Below are 23,860 nucleotides of genomic sequence, written 5' to 3' on the forward strand. Positions count from 1 at the left end.
ATTTATTCTCCCTTTTTTGCAACCAATTGCTTTGAGACAAAATCGACCAAGTCGCCAACCGTATTCAAACCTTCTTCAACTTCGATCTTGACATCCAATTGGTCTTCGATCTCGTTCATTACTTCAAAAACATCCAAACTGTCGGCATCCAAATCGTTTTTAATGTCGGTCGTCATTTCAATTTTGTCTGCATCTTCACCAGTCTGATCGGCGATAATGTCTTTTACTTTGTTGAATAATTCTTCTTTAGTCATGTGTTTGTTTCTCCAAAATTTTTAATAGTAGTTGATTGATGTTTAAAAATGATAAATAATCGTGCCAACACTCAAACCAGCACCAAAGCCGCTGAGTGTTAATAACTGGCCTCGCTGAATCACACCCTGGCGGATAAACTGATCCAATAGCAGGGGGATACTTGCTGAAGACGTGTTGCCGAACTCGCTAACGTTGCTAAGAAAACGCTCATTAGGCTGCCCTAAAATCTGCGCTGCCTTATTCATGATTCGCTGATTAGCCTGGTGCATGAGAAAGTAATCCGAGTCATCCGGCGTCTGTTCAATTTGGTCAAAAGCCCGTCGAATAGACGCTGGCACCTGTCGCGTGGCAAATGAATATACCGCTTTACCGTCCATTTGAAAATAAGGACTGCCTGTCTGCGGCTGCTGCCAAACTTTAGAAGTTTCATAGCTGCCGACTGTCAACGATTCGGCCTGTTCACCATAAGTGCGCAAATCAGTTGCCAATATACGGTTTGCTTCCTGAGTTGTTTCTAACAAGACACCAGCCGCACCGTCACCAAACAGCACGGCAGTACTTCGATCCTGCCAATCGACTAGTTTGGACAACACTTCCGAACCAATGACGACGCCATAACCTGCTGACAAGCTATTCACCAGCCCCTGGGCTAGCTGCAAGGCGTAAACAAATCCCGAGCAGGCAACGTTAACATCAAATGCAAATGCATTAGTAAGTCCCATCGCAGCCGAGATCGTAGCTGCCGTTGAAGGCGCTAGACGGTCAGGACTCATCGTTGCCACAATCACATACGAAATTTGTTCGGGATGGATACCGCTGTCTTGAATCAGTTGTTTTAGAACGCCAGCCGCCAGAGACGAGGTTGTCTCAGTGACCGCAATATGGCGATTAGAGATACCGGTGCGGCTCTTAATCCAGTCATCTGATGTATCCATCATGGCTGCCAGATCGTCATTGCTGACAACCTTTTTAGGCACTTGGCTGGCCGTGGCAATCATCTTAACTGTCTTCATCGCTATTGCCTTTCTCAGTCGTGATTTCTAAGAAGGACCGTAAATTAAGCATGGCACGTTCGATCAAATCGACTTGGCTGCTATCCATTCCGCCTAAGAAAGTTTCGGTCATTTGGCGATGGAAAGATTCATGTGCACGATAGATGAGCCGGCCGCGTCTTGTAAGGCCTAAGCGAATGACACGCTGGTCATCAGCAGATTGCAGCCGTACAACGTAGCCCTTTTTTACGAGTTTGTCGATCGAAGCCGTCACAGTTCCTGGAGAAAGCTGCAATTTACGAGCCACAGCGGTCGTGGTCTTGTGGTCATACATCGTAATCGCGTCAATCGTGTGCACTTCTTTGACTGTAATATCTTTAAAACGACTCGTACGAAGATATTTTTCTTCAACTTGCAGGATATCGTTATAAACTTCGATCAGCAGGCCGCTGATCTTTTTAATTTTTTGATCAGTCATACGCTGTCACCCGCGTTTTTTTAATGAACAAGTTCGTCCTTTTCCGGTGAAGCTGTCTCCTCGGGTGAAACAACGAACAAAAGCTGTGCACTCGCAATTTGTTCTGTGCCCACCAATGCCGTACAGTCGACGACACCCATGTTTTCACGCACTTTGGTCAATTCAATACTGAGTTCGACCTGTTCACCTGGAAGCAGCGAGCGCACAAATCGTGCTGAGTGAATGCCGCCTAAGTAGGCAGTCTTATGCGCAAACTTCGGGGACTTCAGAATTAATATGGAAGCCGCTTGAGCCAGCATCTCGATAATCAAAATATTCGGAACGGCTGTGATGTCTTGCCGCCCTTGCATGAAATGTTCATTGACCGTGATATTTTTGACGGCCGTGATTGATTCGTCCGGTGTAAATTTCGTAACGCCGTCAATCCAGGCGATCGGATATCGGTTAGGAATCAAATCAGCGATTTGTCGAGCATTTAATAACAACAGTCAACCTCCTTCAAATTTATTTCAAACATCAAAGTGTTTGTGCTTTGTATCTTAGCAACAGCTCTGCGTATTGTCAAACCTCAAGCACTTCCAAAAACGCATAAAAATATCATTTATGCCCAAATAAAGGCATACAAAAGAAAAAATTACAAATTAATTTTCCTATTAAAAACAAATAAAAGTAATTCGAACATCAAATAAAAAGTTCTTGACAATGGTCAACTTATACCTGACAATTGGTTAACAAATGGGGGTGATTTTTATTGTCAACAAGTGAGACCCTGCTCGCATTTCTCAGCCGGCATCCAGGAGAATGGCGTTCAGGAAATGAACTGGCAACTCAATTAGCTATCAGCCGAACGGCGATTTGGAAGGCGTTTAATACGTTAAAAAATCAGGGTTATCTCATCGACAGCAGACATGGCTTAGGATACAAATTATCAGCGAATGACCGTTTAGACGAAAAGATTATCCGTAGTCTTCTGACAATACCTGCCGGCGTCGCGCTGCATCTATTTGAAAACGTCGATTCGACTAATACACTAGCCAAAAAAATGCTGGCTGAGGGCTTAAAAAAGCCAGCAGTTATCATTGCAAACGAGCAAAGCAACGGTCATGGCCGTCGTGACCGCAACTTTTTTTCACCGGCCAACAGCGGGATTTATATGACTTTTGCTTTGCCGCTGAAACAAGGTGAGACCGTGATACCCGGCCTGTTAACGACCGCTTCTGCCGTTGCTTGCGGGCGTGCTATTAAAGAAGTTTTTGGTATTCAAATCCAGTACAAGTGGGTCAACGATCTCCTATTTCAGGATAGAAAATGCGGCGGGATTTTGTCTGAAGCAATGACGGACTTGGAAAGCGGCCAAATTAGTGCTCTGCTGGTCGGGATTGGGATTAACGTAGCCGAACCGCAGAGCCCCATGCCTGTTTCCTTACAAAACAAGGCCGGCAGCCTGGGCCAAGATGACGGCCAACAGCGAAATGTTTTAATCGCTGCCTTGATCAATCAGTTTTTCGGACTATATGCATCATATAAAAGCACTAATTTCCTAGGCGAATACCGACAGCATTCCTATATCCTGCATCATCAGGTTGTACTGGAATTGAATCATCAAAAAATCAGTGGTACTGTCCGGCAAATCGATGACGCCGCTGAGCTGGTACTAGAAGACAGCAAGGGCCAACAACGGCATTTTACGGCTGGCGAAATTACAAAAGTAAATTTAAAAGAAAGGTTATATCATGGATAAATTCACCATTCAAAACAATTTAAAAAAGATCGGACTGGCTTTCTTATTAGCTATTTTCCTAGGATTCAGTTCGCAAATCACAATCCCATTAATCTGGGTCCCGATTACAGGCCAGACCTTGGCTGTTGGCCTAATTGCCAGTATCTTCGGCTTGACTGTCGGGATTGAGTCCTTGTCAATCTATATCCTGATGGGCTGGTTAGGACTTCCCGTCTTCGCTAACGCCCACGCCGGCCTGAGTGTTCTATTGGGACCGACTGGCGGTTATATCTGGGGATTTTTAGTCTACATCCTGCTGGTTCGTTTGATCAATCGTGATCATAATAGTTGGCAATTAGGTATTGCCAATCTGTCAGCAGCCACGATTCAGTTAATTATCGGAGCTGTCTGGCTCATGTTTGCCGCGCCAATGACACTGCCGGCTGCCATAGAAAACGGCATTCTGCCTTTTCTAGTGCCGGGATTGATCAAAATTACAATCATCTGCGGTATCACAATGCTGTCTTGGCGTTATCTACCGAAATTAAATCCGATTAATAAATAATAAAAAACAGGCCTTGAGCCTGTTTTTTTAATCTTTGACGATATTTTTACGAACTAGCATGACCAGCAAAATCACAGCCAGCAGCAGGTCAATCAATAGTCCCCAGGTATAAGTGAAAAAGATGCCGGCGGCTGATGCGAATCTGCCTTGCAGCAACGCTGGAAAAAAGGGGCTAATCGCCGACAATAAGATCGCGAGATGGACAACTAACGCTAGGCCGACCATCATCATGACAACTTTACCTGCCTGCTTAATTTGCCAAAATAAGGCCAGCAGCAGAAAAATCACAAGTAGAAAAAAAGGAAGCAGATAAGTCGGTGTGGAAATAAACTGCCAGTAATTTTCATGACGGGTCGAAAAATTCGCCGCGTCGCCGTGACCACTATGTGTTAAAAAGATTGACACTAGCAAGAGTAGCAGCAATAAATAAGTGCTAATAGGATTCTTTTTCATAAAAAAACTCCTTTTGCTTGCAAATTATAACAAAAAGAGATATATAAAATCATTATTTAATTAATTCCACTACAATCTGTTTTAGTCAGCAGGCTGATCTTTTTGAGGAAATAGCTCTGCAAGGCGCTTTTTATCAGGATGATGCCAATGCTTGCGGCAGACAGGCACGTAAGCCTCATCTCCACCAATGAAAACTTGGTCACCGGCATACTGTGGTTTGCCATTAACAATACGCAATTGTGTAATGGCTTTTTTGCCGCAGAAGGTACAAATCGTTTTCATCTCTTCTAATTTATCTGCGATTTCAAAAAGCCGTTGGGAACCAGGAAAGAGATGATTAAAAGCATCCTGACGCAAGCCGAAAGTCATGACAGGAATATTCAAATCGTCAACAACTTCTGCCAGTTGATCAACCTGCGCAGCGCTTAAAAACTGGGCTTCATCAATCAAAACAGCAGAAATTGCCTCCGTGTTCTTAGCTACTTCGTCAAAGAGATTGTCTTTTTTATGAATCGCAATCGCTTCGCGTTTTAAGCCAATACGGCTGGCAATAATGCCGACACCAGCCCGGTCGTCAACATCGGGCGTCATCAGTAGGACCTTCTTGCCTTGTGATTCATAGTTATGTGCTACCTTCAGGATTTCGATTGTCTTGCCGGATCCCATAGCACCATATTCAAAAAATAGCTGTGTCATGTTTCCAATTATATCAGTGATATTTTTATGCTAGTCTATAATTTGTTTATGACTATTAGAAGCAAATTCGCCTTGTTTGCCGGATCGACAAGCTACATACTATTACATAAAATTCTTCATCGCGGCGGTACCTCGCTCCCCGGCAAAATCGCTTATCAGCTGGATCCAGCTATTTTAAAAGAATTTGCCAACAAAATCCAGACCGTGATTATCACAGGCACAAATGGTAAAACGTTGACAACTGCCCTTTGTGCGCGTGTCTTGTCTCAAAGCGGCCGCTTGATTATTACAAATAAATCCGGTTCCAATATGATTCAAGGTATCGTCGCCACAATTATGGCCCACGCTGCTCAAATCCGTCAGGCTAATCGGCAGGGACAAAAGCCAATCGCTGTCTTAGAAGTCGATGAAGCTAACGTCAAAGCAGCGGCTCAGAGTCTGCAGGCCAGTCATTTTGTTTTGACAAATATTTTTCGCGACCAAATGGATCGCTATGGCGAAATTTATACAACTTATGAAAAAATCACCGATGGTATCAATAGCAGCCCAAAAGCTGAAGTGATTGCCAACGGTGATTCTCCGATTTTTGCACGCAAACCCTATCCCAATCCAGTTGTCTATTTTGGTTTCGCCGACCGTCCCGAGACTGGCGACCACCGCGCACCAACGAACACGGACGGCATTTTGGCTCCGACCGATGATCAGGTACTGCATTACCACTATTTGACTTACGCCAATTTGGGCAGCTATTTTACGCCTGATAAAAGTTTCAAACGGCCCGATCTGAAATACGCCGTCACCAAAGTCGATTCGCTAACGCCAGCTAAATCTGATTTTGAAATTGATCAGCATGCTTTCACACTGCCTTTAGGCGGTCTCTACAATATTTATAACGCGCTGGCTGCTTATGCTTTGGGCCGTGAATTCGGGTTGTGCGCTGATCAAATTTTCGCTGCGCTTAATGAAGACTCACGTATCTTCGGCCGTCAAGAACAGCTGCACATCGGCGACCACCTTGTCACGATTGTGCTGATTAAAAATCCCGTCGGTGCTAACAGCGTCATCGACATGATGATCAGCGATCCCCAGCCCTTCAGCCTCGTTACGCTGCTAAACGCTAATTACGCTGATGGGATTGATACCAGCTGGATTTTTGACGCGGAATTCGAACGTCTCCATGAGACAAAACTGGCTAAAATTATCGTTGGCGGCCAGCGTTATCAAGATTTTAGCGTCCGTTTGAAAATGGCCGGTTTCCCCGACCAAATTGTCGAACAGGATTTTGGCAAACTGATTGACCGCATTAAAGCCCTGCCAACGAAAAATGCTTACGTAGCCGCAACATATACGAGCATGCTCATGTTCCGAGCAGAATTAACCAAAGCCGGCTTGGCAAAAGGGAGTTTTTAATGACAGCTTATAAGCTTCGAATTGCACATTTATATGGTGATTTGATGAATACATACGGCGATTACGGCAATGTGATCGCTTTGACTTACTATGCTAAACAAATTGGTGTGACCGTCGATTATCATCTCGTTTCGCTCCATGACACATTTAAGGCTGACGATTATGATTTCGTGCTTTTTGGCGGCGGTCAAGACTACGAAGAATCCGTGACCGCTAAAGACCTGCCGGGCAAATCAGCGGAAATCAAAGCTTATATCGAACAAGGCGGATCATTATTGGCTGTTTGCGGTGGTTTCCAATTATTAGGCCGGACCATGGAATTTGCGGATGGCAAAGTCATCAACGGTATCGGCGTCATGTCGCATCATACTGTTAATCTCAATTCGCCTGAATTAAAAGATGGTATGCGCGGCAAACGCCTAATCGGCAATATCGAAATTAAAAATAACGAAAACGGCGAAACCTATCATGGTTTTGAAAACCATCAGGGCCGTACTTTTTTGGGCGAGGGCGAAAAAGCTCTGGGTCATGTTATTTCCGGCAACGGCAATAACGGCGATGACCAGACAGAGGGCGTAATTTATAGACAAGTCTACGGCACCTATTTTCACGGGCCGATTCTGACGCGTAATGGTAATTTAGCCAAGCGCATCCTGAAAAACGCGCTGTCAAAACGCTATCCAGAGATTGATTGGCAAGGCAAATTAGCCGCGATCCCAACTGAAAGTTTTTAAAAATCAAGCAGCTTGTTTTCTGGTGACCAACGTTTCCCAAAATAATAGGGCACAAAAGATCAATCCCAGTAGACCAAAAGCCATCGAAAAATTCACAATTTGGATTAAATAACCGACTAATGGAAAAACAACAATCATCGATAAAGAGAACAGCATGCTGGCCGTGCTAATCAGGGTCGCTCGTTGACCGCTCGGAATTAATTGATTATTGTAATTGCTGAATAACGGTTCCACAGCTGCAGCCAGCAAGTTGACAATTAAATAAAGGCCGATTAAAGTCGGAATCCAATTAACCCATGTCAGCAGCAGGCACAATGTCAGCAGAGTACTAAGACCAAAAATTAAATGTTTTTGAGAAAAACGGCTCTGCAAATAGGGCGTCATCTGAACAGCAGCAATGTTGGTAACAGCTGAAACCAGCATCAAAAACGAAATTAACCAGCTGCTGAAATGATAGTCGGCCATCAGAGACTGGAAATAGTAATAATAACAGGTACAAATGCTGGAAAACACAGCCTCAATCAGCATCAGATGCTGAAGCTGTTTGGTCTGATATAAAAATTTTGCCGATTCTTTAATAATGGACCAAATGCGCGGCTGTTCCGTGGCTAAACGATCATTTTGTCGGATCGGCTCATGCATCCTATAAGCTGCCAGACCGGCGATGATGGCGCAGGCAATTTCAATCCAGTAGGTTATTTGAAAATGCCAATGCACAAAAACAGCAGCTAACATGGCGCCGATTGTGCTAGCGGCTTCGATTAAAGAATTGCTGACGCTGACCACATGCGGATATCGGCCATGACGATCCTTTGGGTCCAATGATTCATACATCAGGGCATCAATCGTGCCGGACTGCATATTGTAAGACCAGGCACTGAAAATAAAGGAGACAGCAAAGAAAAAGAAATTATTGGCAAACAGCATGATAACTGCGCTAATAAGAGCCATCAGCCGGCCGAAAACCAGAACGGTTTTGTATTTGAAACGGTCGGCTAAAACACCTGTTGGCAGTTCAAACACAAAACTTGCAATATGAAAAATGCTTTCACAGAGGCCAATCTGCCATAAGGACAGACCTTGCTGCCCCAAGTACATAACCCAAAGGCTTGTGATACCGAAATAACTAGCAAATTGGTAGATATAGCCTTTGTAGAGATTTTGACGAATTATTTTATTGTCCATATGACACTCCAAAGAGCATGTCAGACCGCCAATAAAAAAGTGGTCAGCTCATCGCCGACCACTGATCAAGTGTTTATAGTTCGGACTAACAGCAATAATTATTTGAATGTGTTAAAAAAAGAGACACTTGTCCCCTTGAGCACTAAAACATTGATTATTGCGTGTTGTAAACTAATCCAAGCCGCCAAGAATAGAAAAGCCTTTCCTATGAATTAGATTTATTTTAACAAAAAAACATCCGCACAATCGGATGTTTCAAAAATCATTTTTTAGTTAGCTTTAATATCAGATCATCTTTAGTGACTTGGCCGCTGCTTTTCACGAGTTCAAAATGCGACAGGCTGTTAGAATTCGTAATCACAGCAATTACGGTATCATCGAAGCCAGCTTTTTGAATGGCTGGATCCCAGAACTCGATCAGCAAATCACCGCGTTTGACATGCTGGCCGCTTTCGAAGTAATTAATAAAACCAGTCCCGCGCATGTTCACCGTCCCAACTCCGATATGGATCAGACTGGCAATACCGTCATCAGAAACCATCCCGACGGCATGCCGTGTCGAGAAAGTCGTTCGAATGATACCGTCAAAAGGTGCATAAACCCGGCCATCATTGGGCTTGATCGCAAAACCTTCACCCATGGATCCGGAAGCAAAAGTCGGATCAGAGACATCCTTCAGGGGTACGAGATCACCGGAAATCGGCGCATAGTAGGCGAATTCACCTTCTTTTAATGCAGCAACGGGAACCCTAGCGTTTTCCTTGCTGTCACTGAAGTTTTTGCCCCAGCTTTTTTCCAACTGATCAACAATTTTGGCGTGTGCTTTTTCATCCAAAGTGACTTTCTTAAAGAACACAATCGTGGCAATGGCCACTAGCAGCAAAGGCAGGCCGAACATCATAATTTTGAAGATCGTACTTCCCTGACCTGTGACTGTATGAGAAGAAGCACCAGCCGTCATGCCGGCCCAAACAGCCGTGATACCGACAACACCGTTTGAAATCGCGCCGCCCAGCTTATCAAGCAGAGGGCGAACAGACAAAGTCAGGCTTTCGTCTCGATGTCCGAACTTTAATTGGCCGTATTCGACAGAATCCGTAATTGTCATCAAAACGACTAGGAAAACCAATGGCTGTGGAATAAAGAAGAGTTCAGCACCGATCAGAACCAGCAGTAGAGAATTGCCAGCCATCGTAAACACGGCAATACCGACAATCAAGACAGCAATCGAAATGAAGAAGACGTTTCGACGATTGAACTTTTTGGCCAGCGGCGGGAACAATAAGACGGCCAGCAAGCCGATAAAGGTGTTTAACGTAGCTAGAATTGAAAACTGGCTGGCGTTACCCAAGATATAAGTAAAGTAATACAGTTCCAGAGCGTTCGTGATCTGAATACCAGTTGCATAAAAAGCATAAGACAGAGACAGCCACATCAACTGATCATTGCGCGTCAAAACATGCAAAACGTCCTTCAGCGAGGTCTTTTCTTTGTTTTTACGCAGATCAGAATCAATTTCTTTAGTTCCTAAACCAACTGCAATGGCTGAAATCCAGGAGACCAAGCCGATAATTAAGGCAAAAGCAAACCAGCCACGATTGTCTCCCTGCCCGTTATTGCTGTTCAAAGAGAAGAAAAGCACAATCGGCATGACAATTACACCGACAATATTCGCCCCGATCGTTGAACCAACACGAGCAAATGTCGCTGTCTTTTCACGTTCGCGAGAATCAAATGACAAAGCCGGAATCATTGACCAAAAGCCAATATCCTTAAAAGAATAAAACACGTCCATCGTGATATACAAAACAGCAAAAATAATTAAATACAAGATCGGATTAGATATATTCAACCCGCCGAGATTTGTAAACAATAATGTCAGTGCAATCGATCCAACAGTACCGCCAACAACGACCCAAGGCTTGAATTTGCCCCAACGCGTTGTCGTATTATCGATCGTATTGCCAATAAAGGGATCAATCGCCAATTCGATAAAACGCAGTACCATAATGATCAGCGTAATATAGCCGATCATGCGGGCACCTGATGCGCCGCTTTCCTTATCGAATAGATGCGATGTCACAAACATAATGAAATAGGTCGATAAGGTCGCATAAAACATGTCATGGCCAAAAGCACCAAAAGAATAAGACAGCCTCGAAGTTACTGTCTTCTTTGTTTTTTCCATAAAACTCTCCTTAATCCAGGTTGTATTGCCAAACATTTGTAGGGATAGAACCTGCAAATTATAGTAAGCGCTTCCAAAATAAAAGTCAAGTTTTTTACTAAATGTTTATTAAAAAAATTTGAAACACCCGCTGTCAGCTGTAAAAACTGCATATTTTCATGTGGCTTAAGTAAAGCGCTAACAAAAATATTACAATGAATTTAACTAGACTATGACAGTAACGATTAAGGAAATTGCAAAACTCGCAGCCGTGTCCCCTGGGACTGTTTCTCGAATCTTAAATTCAGATCCGACTTTATCTGTGACTGAAAGTACGCGCAAACGAGTGAAACAAATCGCGGGCAAGCTGAATTATGAAAATAATCGCGAGCAAAGAAGAAAGAGCGTCGCCACGATTGCTGTTGTTACCAGCATGTCCGAGCAAAGAGAGGTCGACGACCCTTATTGGCGCAGCGTCCACCAAGGCATTAAACAGGCCGCAAAACAAAGCAGAGTCACAATTGCGGGTATTTTTCGCTTGACCGATGGCCTCAAAGATATTGATTTAAGCCAATATTCGGCCGTCATCGTGACCGGCGACCTATCTATTTCTGCCATTAGGCAAATCAAGAAAATCAACCCGAATCTGGTGCTTGTTGATTCCCGAGATCGATTAGCCGATATCGATTCCGTCAATCCAGATTTAGCGGAAATGACCGAGAGAATTTTAAACGAATTCAAACAAAGCGGCCGTCAGCGTATTGCCTTTATCGGCGGGATTAACGAACGAATTGACCTGGATGGCCAAATCAAAAACCGCAGCAAGGATCCACGGACAATCGCCTATGAAAAATGGATGTCCCAGCAGCAGCTTGAGAGCAACGAAATACTGGGCGGCTGGTCGTCTGCTGCCGGCGTGGATGCGGTCAAAGCACTACTGCAGCAAAACAAGCCTTGTGATGCTTTATTAATTGCTTCGGATGTGATCGCAATCGGTGCCATCAAAGCACTGCAGGAGAGCGGCCTCATTATTGGAACAGACTTGGTTCTGGCCAGCTTTGATGACTTAGATACCGCTGCCTATTTGAGTCCCTCTTTGACCAGTGTAAATCTGCCCCAGCACGCGCTGGGCGCAAGCGCCGTCAGCCAAGCCAGCGAACTCGCCCAAAGCAGTCGAACTTGGACTAAGTGGGTCACTATCCCCAGCCGGCTGATCTATCGAGATTCTTTTCAAAAAAATGAGTAAGCGCTTTCTTGTAATGCGTTTTTGTGGTAAACTACTTTTCGGATTTACTAAATGTTTACAAAAAATATCTCAGTAGGAAAGAGAAGCTGAGTAGGCAGTTAGATAAATCACACCTGCAAACACGCATTGTTAGAAAGTATTGATTTCGAGACGAAATTTGGAGTTTTATTCATGACGGATATTTATACAAAATTAGAGACTATTTTTCAGGAAAAATTTTCAGCTCAGCCAGAGAGGCGTTTTTTCTCGCCTGGACGTATCAATTTGATTGGTGAGCACACAGATTATAATGGCGGACATGTCTTTCCAGCTGCAATTACATTGGGCACCTACGGTGTTGCATCAAAAAGACAAGATCGGACTGTCCGCCTCTACTCAGGCAATTTTGAAGAACAGGGCGTTGTCAGCTTCAATTTGGACAATATTCAAAAAAGTCCTAACAACAGCTGGGACAATTACGTCAAAGGCATGATTCTCGCCCTTGAGAAGGAAGGCTTCCAGATTCCTAACGGTTTTGACCTGGCCATAGAGGGCAATCTGCCAAATTCTTCGGGCCTATCCTCGTCAGCTTCACTAGAGTTGTTGATCGGTGTTGTTTTGGAAGATTTATTCGATCTGAAAACTACACGCTTGCAGCTGGTTCAAGCCGGTCAAAAAGCTGAGAATGACTTCATTGGCGTCAACTCAGGCATCATGGATCAGTTTGCCATCGGCTTTGGTAAAAAAGACCAGGCCATCTTCTTGGACACGAATACACTGGACTATGAATTGGTACCGGCTAAGTTTGACGATAATGTGATTTTGATTATGAATACAAACAAGCAGCGCAAATTGGCAGATTCCAAATATAATGAGCGCCGTCAGCAATGCGAAGAAGCACTGAAAAGACTGCAGAGCAAGCTGTCTATCAAATCTTTGGGCGAATTGAGCATCAGCGAATTTGATAAAAATACGGATCTGATCGCTGATGAGACCTTAATTAAGCGTGCACGCCATGCTGTTTATGAAAATCAGCGGACCCTGTTGGCTAAAGATGCACTGACAAGGGGCGATCTCAAACAGTTCGGCCAACTAATGAACCGTTCTCATAAGTCTTTGAAAGATGACTACGCGGTCACTGGTGATGAGTTGGACACATTAGCCGAAACAGCTCAGCAGCAGGAAGGTGTTTTAGGTGCTCGTATGATTGGTGCAGGATTCGGCGGCTGTGCAATCGCCCTTGTTGACAAAGATAAAGTGGATCAAGTCAAACAAGTCGTTGGCGACCGTTACTTTAAGAAATTCGGTTATCGTGCCGGTTTCTACGTTGCACAGATCGGCGACGGTTCAAAAGCAGTAGATTAAAACAATATTTTTATGGAGGATTTTTAATGACGCAGAATTTAGCGGAGACTTTTGCGGATTTGGTGATCGGCTGCGGTCGTACTTATTCAGAGATGGATAAATTATATTTAGTCAATCGGATTTATGCCTTAAGTGGTGAAGAACATCAAGATTTTCCGACTGGCATTTCTGACAAAGATATCCTGCAGGTACGTGATCAGCTGCTTCAAACAGCCGTTGCGAATGGAAAAATTGAAGACTCACTCACAGATAAAGAAATTTTAGGTTCTGAGTTAATGGCTTTCACGGTTCCAAAACCCAGCACGGTTAATCACATTTTCTGGGAAAAATACAAACAGTCACCTAACACAGCTACAGATTATTTCTTTAATTTGTCCAAGGCCAGCGACTACATCAAAACTAAAGCAATTGCCAAAAATATCGCTTTTCAGACAAAAACGGATTATGGCAATCTAGAAATCACAATCAATTTATCCAAACCGGAAAAAGATCCTAAAGCCATTGCTGCAGCCGGAAGACAAGCTTCGACCAGCTACCCGCTTTGCCAGTTATGTATGGAAAACGAAGGCTATTCAGGGCGTCTAGGCTATCCGGCTCGTGCTGAACACCGCATCGTGCGTCTGCCCTTAAATCACGAGACTTGGGGCTTTCAATATTCGCCTTACGCTTATTTCAATGAACATGCGATTTTTATTGCGCCAGTACACCGCCCCATGCATATTGACGCCGTCACGATTAATAACCTTTTGTCGATCGTGACCAAGTTTCCTGAATATACGGTTGGTTCCAATGCTGATCTGCCAATTGTCGGCGGATCGATTTTAAGCCACGACCATTATCAAGGCGGCCGGCACGAATTTCCGATGGCCAAAGCACAAGTAGAAAAGACTTTTGCTTTGACAGACTTTCCCGGTGTTTCAGCTGGTATCGTGAAATGGCCCATGTCTGTGATTCGTTTGGCTGGCAAAGATCAAGCTGATCTAGTCAAAGCAGCCGCACATATTTTGGACAGCTGGCGGCACTATTCCGATGAGTCGGTTGATGTGCGTGCAGAAAGCCAAGGCACCAAACATCATACAGTGACACCGATTGCGCGCTTTATAGACAACCAATTTGAATTGGACCTGGTCCTGCGCGACAATCAGACTTCCAGCCAATATCCTGATGGCATTTTTCATCCGCATCAAGATGTCCAGCATATTAAAAAAGAAAATATCGGCCTGATTGAAGTCATGGGATTGGCTATCTTACCAGCTAGACTGAAGACTGAATTAGCCGAAGTGGTTAAATTTGTGCTCGGTCAAGACAATCAAATGGCTGATTACCATCGTCTCTGGGCTGAAAAATTGAAGGCGAGTTTTACAGGCAATGCCCAAGAAGCAGATGATTATGTTTTGCAGGCTGCAGGGCGTGTCTTTGCTCGCGTCTTGGAAGATGCTGGTGTTTTCAAACGCAATGCACAAGGTCAAGAAGCCTTTGATCGTTTTATTAAACAACTTTAAAACGAAATCGGCCTCTTAAAAAGGAGCTCAAAATGATTTTTCGTCAAGATGCTTTTGGCAGATATAATAAGCAAAAAGTGATTCGCTATACACTGGTTAATCAGCATGGAACTAAAATTTCTGTCCTGAATTTCGCCGGCATTTTGCAAGAATTTTCTGTCTTGGATGCCGGCAAACGGCGTCAGCTGTTGTTAAAGTCAGATGATTTAAGCAATTATACCGACAATGATCTTTATCTCAATCATGTGGTTGGGCGCACCGCTGGCCGCATTAAGAATGCCTCATTTCCACTGAACGGCCAAAATATTTCTCTGTTAGAGAACGAAAACGGCAATTCACTGCACGGTGGGCCGCAAGGCTTTTCTTTTCAATTCTTTCAAGTCGAGCAGGCAGATGACCGTGGCAAAATTGTTTTATCCAAACAGATGACGGCCGCTGAAGACGGTTTCCCTGGTGATTTATTGCTGACAGTCAGTTATGAATTAAGCGAAGACGATCGTCTAACGGTCACCTTTGCAGGCAGACAAACTCATGCAGATGGCGTTTTTAACCCGACACTGCATACCTATTTCAATCTGGCTGACGATGAAGTTGGTGATATCACAGGGCATAATCTATGGCTGAATAGTGATCAGCATTTGGCTTTCGATGCCAGCAAAGCCCCTGACGGTCATCTGATTGTAAATCAAGGACCTTACGATCTTAAAAATCAGCCAGACTTGGGCAAAGCGTTGGAACAGTTACAAAAAACGACTTCTGAAGGCGGGTTCGACGACGTCTTTTTGCTGGATCCGGACAATCGCGCTGGCACTGATTCTGCAGCTGTCATCACGGATCGCAGCAGTGGCAGACAAGTCCGTCTCTATTCCACAAGAAACGCTATTGTCGCTTATTCAGCAGATGCAATTGATCGGGGACTGACTTTTAATCATGGTGCAGCCCGCCCTTGGGCCGCTATGGCCTTGGAAGCTCAAACTGCACCTAACAGTGAGAACATTCCAAGCTTAGGCGATGTTGTGATTAAAGACGGCAGCACAAAGACTTTCAGCATCGATTATCAATACTGCCACCTATAGATACACGCTCTTTAAAGCCCTTTGGGGGCTTTTTTTTTAAAAAAGCTTATTATCTGCAAATTCAGATAATAAGCTTTTACATAAATGTAAAGATCAGACAAATTAAGAAAACTTGATCCCACCATCAACAGCAATAGATTGGCCCGTAATATAATCACTTTCATCGCTAGACAAAAAGCTAACTAGTTTGGCAACATCTTCAGGCTCCTCGCCTCGTCCCAAAAGAATACCGTCAATAAAGGCTTGGCGTGTCGATCCCAAAGGTACATTCTTGCGCTCTGAGAAACGCTGATCGATTTCATCCCACATTGGCGTTAAAACGATGCCTGGGTTATAAGCATTCACTCGAATCTTATCAACAGCCAATTCTTTAGCAGCCGCTTGCACCAGCCCGCGTGTGGCAAACTTTGTCGCTGAATAAATACCCAGCATCTCAAAGCCTTCCATACCAGCAATTGATGATGCCAACACGATCGATCCGCCGTCACCCGATTTGCGGATTAAACGCGGTGCCGTCTGCAAAGCCCAAATTTGCGACTTCAGGTTAATATTAATGACATTGTCAACCTCTTCAACCGGCGTTTCTTCAATGTTATCCACCCAGTCAATTCCAGCGTTGGCAACAAAAACATCCAGACGGCCAAATTCGTCTTCAGCCTTCTTAATTAACGCCACATTAACAGCGCGATCCGAAACATCCCCGGCAAAAGTCACGGCTTGACCGCCAGCTGTCTTGATTTCTTCAGCGACTTTATCCAATTTGGATTGCGTCCGGCCGTTAATAATGACAGCATATCCATCATGTGACAGGCGCTTGGCAATTCCCTCGCCGATTCCTTGTCCGCCACCGGTAATAATTGCTACTTTTTTTGTCATCTCATTCACACGTCCTTTGTTTTTAAATTCACAAGTGTTATTGTACAACTTTTTAAAAGCGGTTACATATGGATAGCAATACCTTGTTAAACATTTTTAATCTTTGTTGATGTCAAAACAGTCCGAAACATGTTTACCAGCATGGTCCTCGCCTAACAACAAATGGTCAACGTGACCCAAAAGCTGATTGAGTGTGTCGACAATATGCGGGTCGTCCAATTCGTAATAGACAGATTTTCCGATCCGTTCTTGACTGATTAATTGATAGGCACGTAGTTTTTGCAGCTGATGGGAAACTGTCGACTGCTCCGATCCTAAAGCCGAAACCAATTCGCCCACATTCAAACGATCCTGCTCTAGCAGATTCAAAATCTGGATTCGCGTTGGACTAGCCAGCACCTTGGCGATTTTGGCCGCTTCATCCAGTTTGGCCTGGTGGATCAATTTTAAACTTTCGGACATACCTCTATTTTAAAGCATTGACAGCAAATACCGCATCGTCCCTGATTCCCACATGATCATGACACCGAGAAACACATAAACAACCAGCTGGAAAAGATCTGCATAGCGATTCAAAAAACCGCGAATCAGTGGAAACTTCGTCATTTTCAAGGCAGTTAAAGAAACAATCGACAACACGAGCAAAAAGACAATCAAGATCATCGGCAGATAACTAAAACTGACACTGGAAAAAAAGGGAACGTAAATCGCAAGATTGTCAGCGCTGCAGGTGGTCAGCGTCATCAGCACAACATCACGAATCAAATGCGCATCGGAGGCCTTGGCTTTGGCAGCTTCGTCTTCTTTGGAGAAGAAAGTCTTCAGACCGACAGCAATTGGAAACAACCCCAGCAAACCTAAAATCCAGCTTTCCGGAATAAACTTCAACAGATAAGCCATCAACAAACTAACCGCTATCAAAATACCGTTGCCGATCAATTCACCGATGAAAATCCGGCGGTGGCAGCGGCTTTTTTTATGTTTCCCAAAAATTGCCAACAACATGACAAAGTAATCTGAAGTCGTCCCGAAATAAGACAGAAAAGCACCTGATAAAACTGTCAACATAGCTCGCCTCTGATTAACACATGATCAACTATTCATATGTTTATATGCTCATGTTAGCATATGATAAATAAATAAAAAAGCCCCTTGGCAAATTAAGCAAGCAAACGCGTCCGACGGATTTCACTACCATCTTTATCCAAAATCAAAACATTCAACGCTGCCTCTATTGAAGCAGAATGCGATCCGCCGTCAATGTCATACCGAACACGATCACTTGCATCATGCTGCATGGCTGCAATCGGGTTGCGGCTATTGCCAGTCAGCAGAAAAGTCGGTGTATGCCCCGTCACAATCACTTTGTCCGTCTGATTACGATGCCAAACAGAATCAATCGCCCCTCTTTTCTTAGGGTCTTCCAAATACGCCTTCATGCCGCTGCTGAAAATATAGGGTTCGCGAATCCAGATCAAATCTTCAATAGCAGTATCATGGTAATCCTGTTTGCTCCAATCCAGGCCCGCATGGACAAACAAACGCTGCTGGTCTTCGATACCATAAGGAATCCTATCCAAAAAATCAATATAATGGGCGTACTTTTCGTTCAGCTCTTCTTTTGTCAGCTCGATATTAATATCATTTGGTGTTAGTCCGAGACGTTTCTGACTGCCTAAAATACCATTCCTGCCCCAATTAAAAAACTTATCCGAATCCCCAATGGCCGTACCATACAACATATCGTCGTGATTGCCGTGAATGGCCAGCGCGCCATGATATTCAACCTGATCCATAATAAAATCAATCACCTTGATTGGTTCGTGTAAATTATTGCCATTGCTATCAGTGTAATCACCTAAAAAAATCAGCGTATAACCGTCCTGGCCAAATTCCGGCAGCTGGGTAATTTTTCTTAATGCCTGCCAATTTTCGTGAATATCAGAGACTAAAATTGTTTTGTCGAGTTCGTTATGCCTTTCAAATTTATTCATTAAGAATATTTTAATATTCTGCAATGGCTTTTTCCGAACTTTTTAGAATTGTCAAAGCTTTTACATCTATCTTTTCAAGCTTTTAGCCATAACAAGATTCGATCAGACATTTTTCTTGCTAACAAATAATCGGTCTGTAACAACGGTTGGCAGTACTTTTTTTAATTTTGCAAGAAGACTGATATTTTTTGAAAAAAAGATAAAAAAAATAACGTTCGTGTATTTTTGGGCTATTCTACATTTAAGCTAATTGATAACGCGTTTAGGGTGGTAATCCGAATATTTTTGGACAAAACGCTATTAGTGTGAAGATTTAGCAAAAAAGTTTAGGAGAGTTTTATGAATCGTTTTCGTTGGACTATTGTTGGAATAGTCGTCGTAATCATCGCAGCGGTTGGTATTTACTTTGGCGTTAATAGCGGCAAATCAGGCACCAACAACGCAGCTGGAAAGAGATCAGTTGCTATCATCACTGATACTGGTGGTATTGATGATCACTCATTTAACCAGTCTGCATGGGAAGGATTGCAGAAATATGGTAAGAGTGCAGGTTTATCCAAGGGAAATGGCGGATATAACTATTTCCAGAGTAACGATGAATCTGATTATCGGCCAAATATTAACTCAGCCGTTCAGGCTAAGTTCAATACCATTATCGGAATCGGCTTCTCTTTGGAAACAGTCGTTAAGCAGTCCGCTAAACAGAATCCAAAAGTTAACTACGCCATTATCGATGATGTCATTCCAAATGTTAAAAACGTCGTTTCAGTAACATTCCAGACCGAACAGTCTTCATACCTGGCCGGTGTGGCAGCGGCAAAAGCTTCAAAGACTCAAAAGATCGGCTTCATCGGTGGCGTGAAGGGTGACGTCATTGATACGTTCCAGGCCGGTTATGTTGCAGGCGCTAAGTCTGTCAACAAAAATATCCGTATTGATGTTCAATATGCGAACTCGTTTGCTAACGCAGCCCAAGGCCGTACAATTGCTTCTGCCATGTACGCCAACGGCGATGATGTGATCTTTACAGCTGCCGGCGGTACTGGTAACGGTGTCTTTGCTGAAGCGAAAGCTTTGAACCAGAGGAATACAGCAGCTAATAAAGTTTGGGTCATTGGTGTTGACCGTGACCAAAAAGCTGATGGCGCTTATACCGACAAAAACGGCAACAAGTCAAACTTCACTTTGGCTTCGGCTGTTAAGGAAGTCGGACAATCAGTGATCGATATTGCAAAACAAGCACAAGCCGGCAAGTTCCCTGGTGGCAAAGTTGTTACCTTCGGCTTCAAGCAGAATGGTGTTTATCTAGCAAGGGATTCAATGAGTGCCAGTGTTTGGCAAGCTGTTCAAGCTCAGCAGAAGCGGATCGAATCAGGCGCAATTAAAGTACCTATTCATCCAAAGTCTTACGCTTCGGTACAATAAGATTAATCCTGCCCATCGCTTTACGGCGGTGAGCCTACATATTGGGGAGACACGAGGAAAGCATGGTAAATCAAACCCAGCAGGACATTCCTGCAATCGAAATGAAGCACATTGTCAAGAAATTCGGTGATTTTGCCGCCAACGATGATATCAATCTAGATGTTAAAGCTGGTGAGATTCACGCTTTGCTTGGCGAAAATGGTGCTGGAAAGTCTACGCTGATGAATATCTTGTCAGGTCTGCTGCAGCCGACCTCTGGCGAGATTTTTTTGCGCGGTCAAAAAATCACAATCAAAGATCCCGCGGCCGCAGCCAAGCTCGGTATCGGTATGGTTCACCAGCACTTTATGCTCGTAGATGCCTTCACAGTGGCTGAAAACATCATCCTTGGTGCCGAGACCACTAAGGGCATGTCCTTGGATTTAAAGGCAGCTAAACAGAGAATTCAGGAACTCGTTGATAAATACAAACTTGCTGTTGATCCAGAAGCTTTAACAGCCGATATTTCAGTCGGCCAGCAGCAGCGTGTTGAAATTTTAAAAACACTTTACCGCCAAGCTGATGTCCTGATTTTTGACGAACCTACTGCCGTTTTGACCCCGCAGGAAATTCAGGAATTAATCGCGATCATGAAAAATCTGGCGGCTGAGGGCAAGGCAATTATTCTGATTACACATAAACTAGAAGAAATCAGGCAGGCTGCTGATCGCGTAACGGTCATTCGTGCCGGCAAATCTTATGAAACATTTGATGCGAAAAATGTTTCTGCAGTCACATTGGCCGAAAAAATGGTTGGCCGCAAAGTCTCCTTTACGACAGAAAAAAAGCCGGCCCAAGTTGGCAAAAACATTCTTGATATTGAACATCTAACTGTTCAAAACGCTGAAGGCGTCACCAAAGTCAATGACTTATCTCTAGATATCCATGCGGGTGAAATCATTGGTGTTGCGGGCATCGATGGTAATGGCCAGACAGAGTTGGTCCAAGCAATTACAGGCCTAGCTCATATACAATCTGGCAAGGTCACGCTGGACGGCAAAGACATTACGAATAAATCTCCTCGAAAAATTATTCAATCCGGTACCGCACATATTCCTGAAGACCGTTTGCGCCACGGTCTGGAAGTCAACATGTCTCTTGCTTACAACATGGTCATCCAAAATTATTATGAGTCGCCTTATGCCAAAATGGGCGTCCTCCAGTGGAAAGCTATCGCGGATCATGCGCGCAAACTAGTCGATCAGTTCGATGTGAAGATTACTTCTATTGAAGAACCGGCCGGTGCCCTTTCAGGTGGCAATCAGCAAAAAGCTGTTTTAGCTCGTGAATTATCCCGAAAATCAAAGATCGTCATCGCCGCTCAGCCGACTCGTGGCCTAGATGTCGGCGCGATTGAATATATTCATAAACAGCTCGTTTCACAAAGAGATCTCGGAAAAGCTGTTTTGCTGGTCAGCTTCGAACTCGATGAAATCCTGGATTTGGCTGATAAAATCGCCGTCATCTCGTCTGGAAAAATTATTGGTATCGTTGATGTCAAAGAGACGAGCAAAGAAGAACTGGGCCTTATGATGACGGGCATGAGCCTGCAAAAAGCAAGACAGGAATTATCAACAACCAAAGCGGAGGCCAAACAATGACACAAACTAACAACAAAGCATTGATTGCGATTCTATCTGTCATCTTCGGCTTAGTTGCCGGTGCCATCATTATGCTGATCTTCGGTTACAATCCCTTCAGCGGGTATGGTTCTTTGATTGCCACAGCTTTTGGTACGCCACAAAATATTGGTGAAATTTTCTCACAGATGACACCGCTTATTTTGACCGGTTTATCCTTTTTGGTTGCGCAACAGGCTGGTTTTTTCAATATTGGTATGTCCGGCCAACTCTACGCCGCTTGGGTGGGGAGCGTTTGGTTTGCCTTAACCTTCCCACAATTACCAGATTTCCTGATTATTATCGGTGCAACCCTTTTTGGTGTCATACTTGGCGGCATTTCTGGCTTGATTCCCGGCTACCTGCGCGCGAAATTTGGCGCATCTGAAGTCATCATTACGATTATGCTGAACTACGTTATTCTCTACCTTGGCAATAGTGCAATCACATCTTTTCCAAAGGCCATCAGGCAAACAACTGATTCGACTAACCAAGTTGGTGATCACGGCAGCATCGCAATAAAGTGGCTGTCGGATTTAACCAATCAGTCCTCCATTTCTGCAGGTATCTTTATTGCCGTGATCGTGACAATCCTAGTCTGGTTTATTATGAAAAAAACGACCTTTGGTTTCTCGATAGAAGCCGTCGGTAAAAATGCTGATGCGGCTAAATATGCCGGTATCAATGAAAAAGCAACACAGATCTGGGCAATGACCTTATCCGGTGCCTTAGCTGGCTTAGGTGGTGTAACGGAAGGACTGGGCCATTATGGCAACGTCTTTGTTCAAAACTCGACACCAGAAACAGGATTTAACGGCATGGCGGTTGCTCTGTTAGGATCCGGCTCCTTTATCGGTGTTATCTTGGCAGCAGCTTTATTCTCCGCCCTCACGGTTGGCGGATCCGGTATGCCCAACATTTCAGGCGTACCAACCGAACTGGTTTCGATTGTCATCGCCTTGATTATTTTCTTTGTCGGTTCCAGTTATTTGATTCAGCTCCTAATTAAAAAGATCAAGGCAGCTGATGCCGCCTCTGCCGGTTCTGGAAAAGGTCCGAAGGGTAAAAAACCTAAGAAAACAAACCAGACTGAGGAGGCACAGGCATGAATATCTTATCAATTTTAGCCTTGTTAATTAGTACCACCATCATTTACTCGGCTCCTTTGGCTTTTACAGCAATCGGCGGTACTTTTTCTGAAAGAGGCGGCGTGGTCAACGTTGGCCTCGAAGGTATCATGACCATGGGTGCCTTCAGTTCGATTGTGTTCAACCTGTCTTTCGGCAACAGCCTCGGGCAGCTGACACCTTGGCTGGGCTTGGTTGTCGGTGCCATCGTTGGTTTGGCTATTGCATGGCTGCACGCACTTGCGACTGTCACTTTGCGCGCGGATCATATCGTTTCCGGTACGGTTATCAATCTGATTGCGCCAGCCTTGGGTGTCTTTTTAATTAAGGTTATCTATGGCAAAGGACAGACAGACCAGATTAGCCAGAGTTTTGGTTATTCCGATATTCCTCTGCTGGACCGTATTCCGATTCTAGGCCGACTGTTCTTCCATAACACAAGCTACCCAGCTTTGCTTTCCATCTTGGTTGCTTTCTTAACCTTTTACATCATCTATAAAACACGTTTCGGTTTAAGACTCAGGTCAGTCGGTGAAAACCCTCAGGCCGCTGATACTTTGGGTCTGAATGTTGCTCGGCTGCGTTACGAAGGTGTCCTGATTTCCGGCATTCTTGGTGGTATCGGTGGTGCCCTTTACGCCGAATCAATTGCGCTGAACTTCGCTGTTTCAACGATTGCTGGTCAAGGATTTATTTCGATGGCTGCCATGATTTTTGGCCGCTGGAATCCGATTGGGGCCATGCTGGCAGCCATGTTCTTCGGCCTATCACAGTCCTTATCAGTCATTGGCGCACAAATTCCTTTAATCAATCAAGTGCCATCTGTTTGGTTGCAGATCTTCCCTTATGTGTTAACAATCATCATTTTGACAATCTTCTTTGGCAAGACACGAGCACCAAAAGCAGATGGTGTTAATTACATCAAATCAGAATAAAACAAAAGCGGTTTTCCCAGGA

At 44.1% G+C, this 23,860-nt stretch carries 24 protein-coding genes; 12 read left to right on the forward strand and 12 right to left on the reverse strand.

Annotated elements, in window-relative coordinates; all coding sequences use genetic code 11:
• Positions 1-2: 2 nt before the first annotated feature.
• The 4 genes from ABF487_RS01285 to fabZ are packed head-to-tail and all read right to left on the reverse strand — an operon-like array spanning position 3 to position 2,210.
• Positions 3-254: an acyl carrier protein gene (locus ABF487_RS01285; RefSeq protein ID WP_263779494.1), complete on the reverse strand. Its 252-nt coding sequence runs from the start codon at positions 252-254 to the stop codon at positions 3-5.
• 42 nt (positions 255-296) lie between these two features.
• Positions 297-1,268 (reverse strand): beta-ketoacyl-ACP synthase III, encoded by a 972-nt coding sequence (locus ABF487_RS01290; RefSeq protein WP_263779493.1) that lies wholly within the window; start codon positions 1,266-1,268, stop codon positions 297-299.
• Positions 1,255-1,725 carry a MarR family winged helix-turn-helix transcriptional regulator gene (locus ABF487_RS01295; protein ID WP_263779492.1) on the reverse strand — a complete coding sequence of 157 codons (471 nt, stop codon included), beginning with the start codon at positions 1,723-1,725 and terminating at the stop codon, positions 1,255-1,257. Before ABF487_RS01295 ends, ABF487_RS01290 begins: the two co-directional genes overlap by 14 nt.
• 20 nt (positions 1,726-1,745) lie before the next feature.
• Positions 1,746-2,210, reverse strand: a complete 465-nt coding sequence (gene fabZ, locus ABF487_RS01300; protein WP_263779491.1) for a 3-hydroxyacyl-ACP dehydratase FabZ — start codon at positions 2,208-2,210, stop codon at positions 1,746-1,748.
• Positions 2,211-2,476: 266 nt separating this feature from the next.
• Here fabZ and ABF487_RS01305 point away from each other — a divergent pair, with 266 nt between their 5' ends.
• Together ABF487_RS01305 and ABF487_RS01310 are read left to right on the forward strand one after the other, a co-directional pair.
• Positions 2,477-3,466 (forward strand): biotin--[acetyl-CoA-carboxylase] ligase, encoded by a 990-nt coding sequence (locus ABF487_RS01305; protein ID WP_263779489.1) that lies wholly within the window; start codon positions 2,477-2,479, stop codon positions 3,464-3,466.
• Positions 3,459-4,010, forward strand: a complete 552-nt coding sequence (locus tag ABF487_RS01310; RefSeq protein WP_263779487.1) for a biotin transporter BioY — start codon at positions 3,459-3,461, stop codon at positions 4,008-4,010. The genes ABF487_RS01305 and ABF487_RS01310 overlap by 8 nt, the downstream gene beginning before the upstream one ends.
• Positions 4,011-4,037: 27 nt before the next feature.
• Here ABF487_RS01310 and ABF487_RS01315 read toward each other — a convergent pair whose 3' ends face one another.
• Positions 4,038-4,463: a hypothetical protein gene (locus ABF487_RS01315; RefSeq protein ID WP_415634274.1), complete on the reverse strand. Its 426-nt coding sequence runs from the start codon at positions 4,461-4,463 to the stop codon at positions 4,038-4,040.
• 81 nt (positions 4,464-4,544) lie between these two features.
• Positions 4,545-5,159, reverse strand: a complete 615-nt coding sequence (locus ABF487_RS01320; protein ID WP_263779485.1) for a thymidine kinase — start codon at positions 5,157-5,159, stop codon at positions 4,545-4,547.
• Positions 5,160-5,207: 48 nt separating this feature from the next.
• On the opposite strand from ABF487_RS01320, the gene ABF487_RS01325 reads away from it, so the two are divergent.
• Positions 5,208-6,569, forward strand: coding sequence for a MurT ligase domain-containing protein (locus ABF487_RS01325; RefSeq protein WP_263779484.1), 1,362 nt, complete (start codon positions 5,208-5,210; stop codon positions 6,567-6,569).
• The gene (locus ABF487_RS01330) at positions 6,569-7,303 is read left to right on the forward strand and encodes a type 1 glutamine amidotransferase (RefSeq protein WP_263779483.1); all 735 of its coding nucleotides are present in this window, start codon (positions 6,569-6,571) and stop codon (positions 7,301-7,303) included. Before ABF487_RS01325 ends, ABF487_RS01330 begins: the two co-directional genes overlap by 1 nt.
• Before the next feature lie 3 nt (positions 7,304-7,306).
• Here ABF487_RS01330 and ABF487_RS01335 read toward each other — a convergent pair whose 3' ends face one another.
• Positions 7,307-8,488, reverse strand: a complete 1,182-nt coding sequence (locus tag ABF487_RS01335) for an MFS transporter (protein WP_415624601.1) — start codon at positions 8,486-8,488, stop codon at positions 7,307-7,309.
• 262 nt (positions 8,489-8,750) lie between these two features.
• Positions 8,751-10,676, reverse strand: coding sequence for a glycoside-pentoside-hexuronide (GPH):cation symporter (locus ABF487_RS01340; protein WP_263779481.1), 1,926 nt, complete (start codon positions 10,674-10,676; stop codon positions 8,751-8,753).
• Positions 10,677-10,887: 211 nt separating this feature from the next.
• On the opposite strand from ABF487_RS01340, the gene ABF487_RS01345 reads away from it, so the two are divergent.
• The 4 genes from ABF487_RS01345 to ABF487_RS01360 all read left to right on the forward strand — a co-directional run bounded on the left by ABF487_RS01345 (position 10,888) and on the right by ABF487_RS01360 (position 15,823).
• On the forward strand, positions 10,888-11,901 hold the full coding sequence (locus ABF487_RS01345) for a LacI family DNA-binding transcriptional regulator (RefSeq protein WP_415634275.1): 1,014 nt from the start codon (positions 10,888-10,890) through the stop codon (positions 11,899-11,901).
• 171 nt (positions 11,902-12,072) lie between these two features.
• Positions 12,073-13,245, forward strand: a complete 1,173-nt coding sequence (locus ABF487_RS01350) for a galactokinase (protein WP_415634276.1) — start codon at positions 12,073-12,075, stop codon at positions 13,243-13,245.
• A gap of 26 nt (positions 13,246-13,271) precedes the next feature.
• On the forward strand, positions 13,272-14,747 hold the full coding sequence (galT, locus tag ABF487_RS01355; RefSeq protein WP_415634277.1) for a UDP-glucose--hexose-1-phosphate uridylyltransferase: 1,476 nt from the start codon (positions 13,272-13,274) through the stop codon (positions 14,745-14,747).
• Positions 14,748-14,779: 32 nt separating this feature from the next.
• A complete protein-coding gene (locus tag ABF487_RS01360; protein ID WP_415634278.1) occupies positions 14,780-15,823 on the forward strand; it encodes an aldose epimerase family protein in 1,044 nt (347 codons plus the stop codon).
• Between the two features lie 102 nt (positions 15,824-15,925).
• On the opposite strand, the gene ABF487_RS01365 is transcribed toward ABF487_RS01360, so the two are convergent.
• From ABF487_RS01365 to ABF487_RS01380, 4 genes are all read right to left on the reverse strand, one after another.
• Positions 15,926-16,699, reverse strand: coding sequence for a glucose 1-dehydrogenase (locus ABF487_RS01365; protein ID WP_263779475.1), 774 nt, complete (start codon positions 16,697-16,699; stop codon positions 15,926-15,928).
• Between the two features lie 96 nt (positions 16,700-16,795).
• Positions 16,796-17,161, reverse strand: coding sequence for an ArsR/SmtB family transcription factor (locus ABF487_RS01370; protein ID WP_263779474.1), 366 nt, complete (start codon positions 17,159-17,161; stop codon positions 16,796-16,798).
• 9 nt (positions 17,162-17,170) lie between these two features.
• Complete coding sequence (locus ABF487_RS01375; RefSeq protein ID WP_415634279.1) at positions 17,171-17,767, reverse strand: cadmium resistance transporter; 597 nt, start codon at positions 17,765-17,767, stop codon at positions 17,171-17,173.
• Between the two features lie 92 nt (positions 17,768-17,859).
• Positions 17,860-18,693 carry a metallophosphoesterase gene (locus tag ABF487_RS01380; protein ID WP_415634280.1) on the reverse strand — a complete coding sequence of 278 codons (834 nt, stop codon included), beginning with the start codon at positions 18,691-18,693 and terminating at the stop codon, positions 17,860-17,862.
• Positions 18,694-19,032: 339 nt separating this feature from the next.
• On the opposite strand from ABF487_RS01380, the gene ABF487_RS01385 reads away from it, so the two are divergent.
• The 4 genes from ABF487_RS01385 (at position 19,033) to ABF487_RS01400 (ending at position 23,838) form a co-directional block, all read left to right on the forward strand.
• Positions 19,033-20,118 carry a BMP family lipoprotein gene (locus tag ABF487_RS01385; RefSeq protein WP_263779471.1) on the forward strand — a complete coding sequence of 362 codons (1,086 nt, stop codon included), beginning with the start codon at positions 19,033-19,035 and terminating at the stop codon, positions 20,116-20,118.
• 62 nt (positions 20,119-20,180) lie between these two features.
• The gene (locus ABF487_RS01390; protein WP_415634281.1) at positions 20,181-21,758 is read left to right on the forward strand and encodes an ABC transporter ATP-binding protein; all 1,578 of its coding nucleotides are present in this window, start codon (positions 20,181-20,183) and stop codon (positions 21,756-21,758) included.
• Complete coding sequence (locus ABF487_RS01395) at positions 21,755-22,885, forward strand: ABC transporter permease (protein WP_415634282.1); 1,131 nt, start codon at positions 21,755-21,757, stop codon at positions 22,883-22,885. Before ABF487_RS01390 ends, ABF487_RS01395 begins: the two co-directional genes overlap by 4 nt.
• Positions 22,882-23,838, forward strand: coding sequence for an ABC transporter permease (locus ABF487_RS01400; RefSeq protein WP_263779468.1), 957 nt, complete (start codon positions 22,882-22,884; stop codon positions 23,836-23,838). Before ABF487_RS01395 ends, ABF487_RS01400 begins: the two co-directional genes overlap by 4 nt.
• Positions 23,839-23,860: the final 22 nt, after the last annotated feature.

Source organism: Oenococcus sp., from assembly GCF_047725585.1.
GTDB lineage: Bacteria > Bacillota > Bacilli > Lactobacillales > Lactobacillaceae > Oenococcus > Oenococcus kitaharae_A.

Excerpts from the sequence above, each read along its gene's own strand:
- ABF487_RS01285 (WP_263779494.1), bottom strand. The coding sequence starts at position 254 with ATGACTAAAGAAGAATTATTCAACAAAGTAAAAGACATTATCGCCGAT.
- ABF487_RS01290 (WP_263779493.1), bottom strand. The coding sequence starts at position 1,268 with ATGAAGACAGTTAAGATGATTGCCACGGCCAGCCAAGTGCCTAAAAAG.
- ABF487_RS01295 (WP_263779492.1), bottom strand. The coding sequence starts at position 1,725 with ATGACTGATCAAAAAATTAAAAAGATCAGCGGCCTGCTGATCGAAGTT.
- ABF487_RS01310 (WP_263779487.1), top strand. The coding sequence starts at position 3,459 with ATGGATAAATTCACCATTCAAAACAATTTAAAAAAGATCGGACTGGCT.
- ABF487_RS01315 (WP_415634274.1), bottom strand. The coding sequence starts at position 4,463 with ATGAAAAAGAATCCTATTAGCACTTATTTATTGCTGCTACTCTTGCTA.
- ABF487_RS01320 (WP_263779485.1), bottom strand. The coding sequence starts at position 5,159 with ATGACACAGCTATTTTTTGAATATGGTGCTATGGGATCCGGCAAGACA.
- ABF487_RS01325 (WP_263779484.1), top strand. The coding sequence starts at position 5,208 with ATGACTATTAGAAGCAAATTCGCCTTGTTTGCCGGATCGACAAGCTAC.
- ABF487_RS01330 (WP_263779483.1), top strand. The coding sequence starts at position 6,569 with ATGACAGCTTATAAGCTTCGAATTGCACATTTATATGGTGATTTGATG.
- ABF487_RS01335 (WP_415624601.1), bottom strand. The coding sequence starts at position 8,488 with ATGGACAATAAAATAATTCGTCAAAATCTCTACAAAGGCTATATCTAC.
- ABF487_RS01340 (WP_263779481.1), bottom strand. The coding sequence starts at position 10,676 with ATGGAAAAAACAAAGAAGACAGTAACTTCGAGGCTGTCTTATTCTTTT.
- ABF487_RS01345 (WP_415634275.1), top strand. The coding sequence starts at position 10,888 with ATGACAGTAACGATTAAGGAAATTGCAAAACTCGCAGCCGTGTCCCCT.
- ABF487_RS01350 (WP_415634276.1), top strand. The coding sequence starts at position 12,073 with ATGACGGATATTTATACAAAATTAGAGACTATTTTTCAGGAAAAATTT.
- galT (WP_415634277.1), top strand. The coding sequence starts at position 13,272 with ATGACGCAGAATTTAGCGGAGACTTTTGCGGATTTGGTGATCGGCTGC.
- ABF487_RS01360 (WP_415634278.1), top strand. The coding sequence starts at position 14,780 with ATGATTTTTCGTCAAGATGCTTTTGGCAGATATAATAAGCAAAAAGTG.
- ABF487_RS01365 (WP_263779475.1), bottom strand. The coding sequence starts at position 16,699 with ATGACAAAAAAAGTAGCAATTATTACCGGTGGCGGACAAGGAATCGGC.
- ABF487_RS01370 (WP_263779474.1), bottom strand. The coding sequence starts at position 17,161 with ATGTCCGAAAGTTTAAAATTGATCCACCAGGCCAAACTGGATGAAGCG.
- ABF487_RS01375 (WP_415634279.1), bottom strand. The coding sequence starts at position 17,767 with ATGTTGACAGTTTTATCAGGTGCTTTTCTGTCTTATTTCGGGACGACT.
- ABF487_RS01380 (WP_415634280.1), bottom strand. The coding sequence starts at position 18,693 with ATGAATAAATTTGAAAGGCATAACGAACTCGACAAAACAATTTTAGTC.
- ABF487_RS01385 (WP_263779471.1), top strand. The coding sequence starts at position 19,033 with ATGAATCGTTTTCGTTGGACTATTGTTGGAATAGTCGTCGTAATCATC.
- ABF487_RS01390 (WP_415634281.1), top strand. The coding sequence starts at position 20,181 with ATGGTAAATCAAACCCAGCAGGACATTCCTGCAATCGAAATGAAGCAC.
- ABF487_RS01395 (WP_415634282.1), top strand. The coding sequence starts at position 21,755 with ATGACACAAACTAACAACAAAGCATTGATTGCGATTCTATCTGTCATC.
- ABF487_RS01400 (WP_263779468.1), top strand. The coding sequence starts at position 22,882 with ATGAATATCTTATCAATTTTAGCCTTGTTAATTAGTACCACCATCATT.